The following is a 6,402-nucleotide window of genomic DNA, read 5'->3' as shown; positions in this document are numbered from 1 at the left end:
CCCATCAGGCCTCGTCGCGCCGCACCGACAGCAGTTCCTCCAACTGCTCCTCACGGGCCTGCGCGGCCACGAACAGCAGTTCGTCGCCCGGCTCCAGGGAGTCCTCCTTGGACGGGGTCAGGACGCGCGTGCCGCGGATGATGGTGACCAGGGAAGTGTCCTCGGGCCACCGGACGTCGCCCACCTGGGTGCCGGCCAGCGCCGACTCCTCGGGGAGGGTGAGTTCGACGAGGTTGGCGTCGCCGTGGCTGAAGCGCAGCAGGCGCACCAGGTCGCCGACGCTCACCGCCTCCTCGACCAGGGCGGACATCAGGCGCGGGGTGGAGACGGCCACGTCCACGCCCCAGGCCTCGTTGAACAACCACTCGTTCTTCGGATTGTTGACGCGGGCGACGACGCGCGGTACGCCGTACTCCGTCTTGGCGAGCAGCGAGACGACGAGGTTGACCTTGTCGTCGCCGGTCGCGGCGATGACGACGTTGCAGCGCTGCAGCGCGGCCTCGTCCAGGGACGTGATCTCACAGGCGTCGGCCAGCAGCCACTCCGCCTGCGGCACCCGCTCCACCGAGATGGCGGTCGGGGCCTTGTCGACGAGCAGGACCTCGTGCCCGTTCTCCAGCAGCTCGGCCGCGATCGAGCGGCCGACCGCGCCGGCTCCGGCAATGGCGACCCTCATCAGTGACCGCTCTCCTCTTCCGGGCCCTGGGCGAACGCCGCTTCGACCTTGTCCACGTCGTCCGACCGCATCATCACATGCACGAGGTCGCCTTCCTGCAGCACCGTCTGCGAGGTCGGCAGGATCGCCTCGCCCAGGCGGGTCAGGAACGCCACGCGGACGCCCGTCTCCTCCTGCAGTTTGCTGATCTTGTGCCCGACCCACTTCGTCGAGGCGTGCACCTCGGCGAGCTGCACCCCGCCGGTGGGGTCGCGCCACAGCGGCTCGGCACCGGAGGGCAGCAGCCGGCGCAGCATCTGGTCGGCGGTCCACCGGACCGTCGCCACCGTGGGGATGCCCAGGCGTTGGTAGACCTCGGCGCGACGCGGGTCGTAGATGCGGGCGGCCACGTTCTCCACGCCGAACATCTCGCGGGCCACGCGCGCGGAGATGATGTTCGAGTTGTCACCGCTGGAGACGGCGGCGAAGGCGCCGGCCTCCTCGATGCCCGCCTCGCGCAGGGTGTCCTGGTCGAAGCCGACCCCGGTGACCCGGCGGCCCCCGAAGCCCGGGCCCAGTCGGCGGAAGGCGGTGGGGTCCTGGTCGATCACGGCGACCGTGTGGCCCTGTTGCTCCAGGGTCTGGGCAAGAGCGGAACCCACTCTTCCGCAGCCCATGATGACGATGTGCACGACCGTCCTTCCGGTGTCCAAAAGTTACTGCTCAGCATCAGGGTCTCAGACCGAGGCCCAAAGCTACACAGGGGCGCGTGGCGGTGGCACCCCCGTGCGGGCCTTCACCATGATCACTGTCCGCGATCATGTGCGTGAGCGGCGTCAGCGATCGGCTCGGGGATCATCGGGGCCGGGCTCCTGCGAGTGATACTGCGCACGCTGCACAGGGTCAGGATTCCGAGGCCGAGGAGGGCGACAGTCGCCCCGATCAGCTCCGCGGTGGCGGGCATGGGTCCTCCGAGGTGCGATGACTTACGGGGGTTTGACATCTAGGCACGGGGAGCGCGCGGACCACGGAAACCGCAGTTCCCCGCGCCACCGATTTCACTCGTGAGGCAGATCGGCGATGCCGGGTGGGCGGTTGCCCGTTCGTAGGCTTACGATCCTCTCTCGTGTCCAAACTGACCGACGTGCCCAAACGGATCCTGATCGGGCGCGCACTGCGCAGTGACCGGCTGGGCGAAACGCTCCTGCCCAAGCGCATCGCACTCCCCGTCTTCGCTTCCGACCCGCTGTCCTCCGTCGCCTACGCGCCGGGCGAGGTCCTGCTGGTCCTGTCCATCGCGGGTGTGTCGGCGTACCACTTCAGCCCGTGGATCGCCGTCGCGGTCGTGGTGCTGATGTTCACCGTGGTCGCCTCCTACCGGCAGAACGTGCACGCCTACCCGAGCGGCGGCGGCGACTACGAGGTCGCCACCACCAACCTGGGCGACCGGGCCGGCCTCACGGTCGCCAGCGCCCTGCTCGTGGACTACGTCATGACCGTCGCCGTCTCCATCGCCTCCGGCATCGAGAACCTCGGCTCCGCGGTCCCGTTCGTGATCGAGCACAAGGTGTTGTGCGCGGTCGCCGTGATCGTGCTGCTGACGCTGATGAACCTGCGGGGCGTGAAGGAGTCCGGCAAGCTCTTCGCGATCCCGACGTACGTGTTCGTCGGCGGCGTCTTCGTCATGATCGCGTGGGGCCTCGTCCGCGGCCTGCTCCTCGGGGACACCATGCGTGCCCCGAGCGCCGACTACCACATCAGAGCCGAGCACCAGGGCCTCGCGGGCTTCGCGCTGGTCTTCCTGCTGCTGCGGGCCTTCTCCTCCGGCTGTGCCGCGCTCACCGGCGTCGAGGCGATCTCCAACGGCGTCCCTGCCTTCCGCAAGCCGAAGTCGAAGAACGCGGCGACCACCCTCGCCCTCATGGGCGTACTGGCCGTCACCATGTTCTGCGGCATCATCGGCTTCGCCATGTCGACCAAGGTCCGCATGGCCGAGAACCCGGCCGTCGACCTGATCCACAACGGCCACCCGCTCGGCTCCGGCTATGTCCAGGACCCGGTCATCTCCCAGGTGGCCGAGGCCGTCTTCGGCAAGGGCAGCTTCCTGTTCGTCGTCCTCGCGGCGGCCACGGCCCTGGTCCTGTTCCTCGCGGCCAACACGGCGTACAACGGCTTCCCGCTGCTCGGCTCGATCCTCGCCCAGGACCGCTACCTGCCGCGCCAGCTGCACACCCGCGGCGACCGGCTCGCCTTCTCCAACGGCATCGTGCTGCTCGCCGGCGCCGCGGCCCTGCTGACCGTCATCTACGGCGCGGACTCCACGCGGCTGATCCAGCTGTACATCGTCGGCGTGTTCGTGTCCTTCACGCTCAGCCAGACCGGCATGGTCCGGCACTGGAACCGCCATCTCGCGGTCGAGCAGGACCAGGCCAAGCGCCGCCACATGATGCGCTCCCGCGCGATCAACGCGTTCGGCACCTGCCTGACCGGCCTGGTGCTGGTCGTGGTGCTGGTCACCAAGTTCACGCACGGCGCGTGGGTGGCCGTGCTCGGCATGTGCATCTTCTACGCCACGATGACCGGGATCCGTAAGCACTACGACCGGGTCGCCGAGGAGCTCTCCGCTCCGGACGACCCGGCCGACGACATGGTCCGCCCGTCGCGGGTGCACTCGGTGGTGCTGATCTCCAAGATCCACCGCCCGACCCTGCGCGCCCTCGCGTACGCCAAGCTGATGCGCTCCGACACCCTGGAAGCGCTCACGGTCAACGTCGACCCGGCCGAGACCAAGGCGCTGCGCGAGGAGTGGGAGCGGCGCGGCATCGACGTACCGCTGAAGGTCCTGGACTCGCCGTACCGCGAGATCACCCGCCCGGTGATCGAGTACGTCAAGAGCCTGCGCAAGGAGTCCCCGCGCGACGCGGTCTCGGTGATCATCCCCGAGTACGTCGTCGGCCACTGGTACGAGCACCTGCTGCACAACCAGAGCGCCCTGCGTCTGAAGGGCCGTCTGCTGTTCACGTCCGGCGTGATGGTCACCTCCGTGCCGTACCAGCTGGCGTCCTCCGAGGCGGCCAAGGCGCGGGCCCGCAGGCGGCAGGAGTGGAGTGCACCGGGTGCGGTACGGCGCGGTCCGGCGGCGGAGCGGCCCAAGGAGCCGTCGCGGACCAAGGAGTGAGACCGGGGCACTGTGCCCGGCGCGTCCGGGGCGCTGAACCCGGAGCCCGGCCCGTGGTCAACGGCCGGACGACAGCCACGTAGACTGGTGGGCTGTTGTCCGGCCGTTCCCCGTTCCCGATCTGGAGTCACCCCGCCATGCAGGCAGAAGAGAAGAAGTCGCTGGTCGGGGCGGAGTACGAGGTCGAGATCGGCCCGGTCGCCCACGGCGGCCACTGCATCGCACGCACGGCCGAGGGTCAGGTGCTGTTCGTCCGGCACACGCTGCCCGGCGAGCGGGTGGTGGCCCGGGTGACCGAGGGCGAGGAGGGCGCCCGCTTCCTCCGCGCGGACGCCGTACGGATCCTGGAGGCCTCCAAGGACCGCATCGAGGCCCCCTGCCCGTTCGCCGGGCCGGGCCGCTGCGGCGGCTGCGACTGGCAGCACGCCAAGCCCGGTGCCCAGCGCCGACTGAAGGGCGAGGTGATCGCCGAACAGCTCGAGCGGCTGGCCGGCCTCACTCCCGAGGAGGCGGGCTGGGACGGCACGGTGATGCCGGCCGAGGGCGACAAACTGCCCGCCGGCCAGGTCCCGCAATGGCGCACCCGCGTTCAGTACGCCGTCGACGCCGAGGGCCACGCGGGTCTGCGCCGCCACCGCTCGCACGAGATCGAGCGCATGGACCACTGCATGATCGCGGCGCGGGGCGTCAGCGAGCTGGGCATCGAACGGCGGGACTGGACCGGCATGGAGTCCGTCGAGGCCATCGCGGCCACCGGCTCCCAGGACCGCCAGGTGATCCTGACCCCGCGCCCCGGCGCCCGCCTCCCCCTGGTGGAACTGGACAAGCCGGTCTCCGTCCTCCGCGTCGACGAGAAGTCCGGCGGGGTCCACCGCGTCCACGGCCGCCCCTTCGTCCGCGAACGCGCGGACGGCCGTACCCACCGCGTCGGGGGCGGTGGCTTCTGGCAGGTCCACCCGAAGGCGGCCGACACCCTCGTGACGGCGGTCATGCAGGGCCTGCTCCCACGCAAGGGCGAGACGGCGCTGGACCTCTACTGCGGCGTGGGCCTGTTCGCGGGGGCGTTGGCCGACCGGCTGGGCGAGAAGGGCGCGGTGCTCGGCATCGAGTCCGGCAAGCGGGCCGTGGAGGACGCGCGGCACAACCTCGCCGACTTCCCACGGGTCCGCGTCGAGCAGGGCAAGGTCGAATCCGTCCTCCCGCGCACCGGCATCACCGAGGTCGACCTGATCGTCCTCGACCCGCCCCGCGCCGGCGCCGGCCGCGCCACGGTGGCCCGCCTCGCCTCCCTCGGCGCGCGCCGCGTCGCCTACGTGGCCTGCGACCCGGCCGCCCTGGCCCGCGACCTGGCGTACTTCCGCGAGGGCGGCTACCGGGTGCGGACGCTTCGGGCGTTCGATCTGTTTCCGATGACCCACCACGTTGAGTGTGTCGCGATCCTTGAACCGGCCGCAAAGGGCTCCTGACCTGCGGTTTCATGCATGCGCATTATGTGCGGTGTGGGCGTTACGGGCGATATCTTGACGCTGAAATGACGCTCGTGACGCTCATTTGACGCTCGTTCTGATGGGGTGTCAGGGTCGCTTGCGTCGCTGCTCAGGCACTCTAGTGGCCATGCCGTTGGGGCAGGTCTGGCCGCAGCGTCTGATCGAGAGTGCGCTGTTATGGGCGGTGCGCAGGAACGTCCAGACCACACTCTGCCGCCGCGAGCCTACGATGCAGGCGGCGCAGGTGCTCATCGGCTCCTGGGTGGACCTCTCTCACAGCTAGTGCCGCGGCAGGCAACGTTTGCCCGTCAAGGAGCGGCGTCCGGTGCGTGCTCTCGGCGTGCCGGGTGCGAGCCCTCGTACTGGAGGTACTTGGGTTTGTGCCCGGTGCGGCGAGTGGGGGCACCTCCCACGCCCTTGAGGCAGTGGGGGAGCGTGCCGGGCGTCGCGACGGGGCGAACGTTGCCTGTTGCGGCACTAGCTGGCATCGGAAGGGTGACAGGCGTATGGCGGCGAACGCCGAGCACCTGAAAGCTCTCGTGCGAGCGCACGCCGAAGCCAACGACGACCCCGACGGTTCCACCGAGTCCGGCTGCCTGATCGGCGAGATCGTCCGCGAGGGCGCCCGGCGGATGCTCGCCGCCGCGCTGGAGGCCGAAGACAACCAGTACATAGCCGAATTGGCCGCCGAGACGGACGAGGCCGGGCGGCGTCTGGTGGTCCGCAACGGCCACCACCGGCCCCGCACCGTCCGCCGCAGGTCCCGTCGAGGTCACCGCCCCGCGCGTGAACGACAAGCGGGTCGACGCGGCCACCGGCGAGCGAATGCGGTTCTCCTCGAAGATCCTGCCGCCGTGGTGCCGCAAGTCGCCCAGGGTCAGCGAGGTACTGCCGCTGCTCTATCTGCACGGCCTCTCCTCAGGGGACTTCGTGCCCGCGCTGGAGCAGTTCCTCGGCAGCTCGGCCGGGCTGTCGCCGGCCACCGTGACCCGGCTGACGAAGCAGCGGAGCGACGACCACGCCGCCTTCCGGCAGCGCGACCTCGCGAGCAGCGACTACGTGTACGTGTGGGCCGATATCCT

The 6,402-nt window shown here is 70.1% G+C and carries 4 protein-coding genes and 1 pseudogene; 3 read left to right on the top strand and 2 right to left on the bottom strand.

The window, feature by feature from the left end; translation table 11 throughout:
• Nucleotides 1-4: 4 nt before the first annotated feature.
• Nucleotides 5-676, bottom strand: a complete 672-nt coding sequence (locus tag AC5WRT_RS38510; RefSeq protein WP_496098856.1) for a potassium channel family protein — start codon at nt 674-676, stop codon at nt 5-7.
• Nucleotides 676-1,347 (bottom strand): potassium channel family protein, encoded by a 672-nt coding sequence (locus tag AC5WRT_RS38505; protein ID WP_330337343.1) that lies wholly within the window; start codon nt 1,345-1,347, stop codon nt 676-678. The genes AC5WRT_RS38510 and AC5WRT_RS38505 overlap by 1 nt, the downstream gene beginning before the upstream one ends.
• A 434-nt stretch (nt 1,348-1,781) precedes the next feature.
• Here AC5WRT_RS38505 and AC5WRT_RS38500 point away from each other — a divergent pair, with 434 nt between their 5' ends.
• From AC5WRT_RS38500 to AC5WRT_RS38490, 3 genes and pseudogenes are all read left to right on the top strand, one after another.
• Nucleotides 1,782-3,833 (top strand): APC family permease, encoded by a 2,052-nt coding sequence (locus AC5WRT_RS38500; protein ID WP_496098857.1) that lies wholly within the window; start codon nt 1,782-1,784, stop codon nt 3,831-3,833.
• Between the two features lie 137 nt (nt 3,834-3,970).
• Nucleotides 3,971-5,299, top strand: coding sequence for a class I SAM-dependent RNA methyltransferase (locus AC5WRT_RS38495; protein ID WP_496098858.1), 1,329 nt, complete (start codon nt 3,971-3,973; stop codon nt 5,297-5,299).
• 548 nt (nt 5,300-5,847) lie between these two features.
• Nucleotides 5,848-6,402 (top strand): annotated as a pseudogene (locus tag AC5WRT_RS38490) (transposase); the annotation flags it as partial.

It is taken from the genome of Streptomyces sp. NTD91, assembly GCF_059510455.1.
Note: the sequence above shows the minus strand (reverse complement) of the source record. Positions and strands in the feature narration are given on the sequence as shown.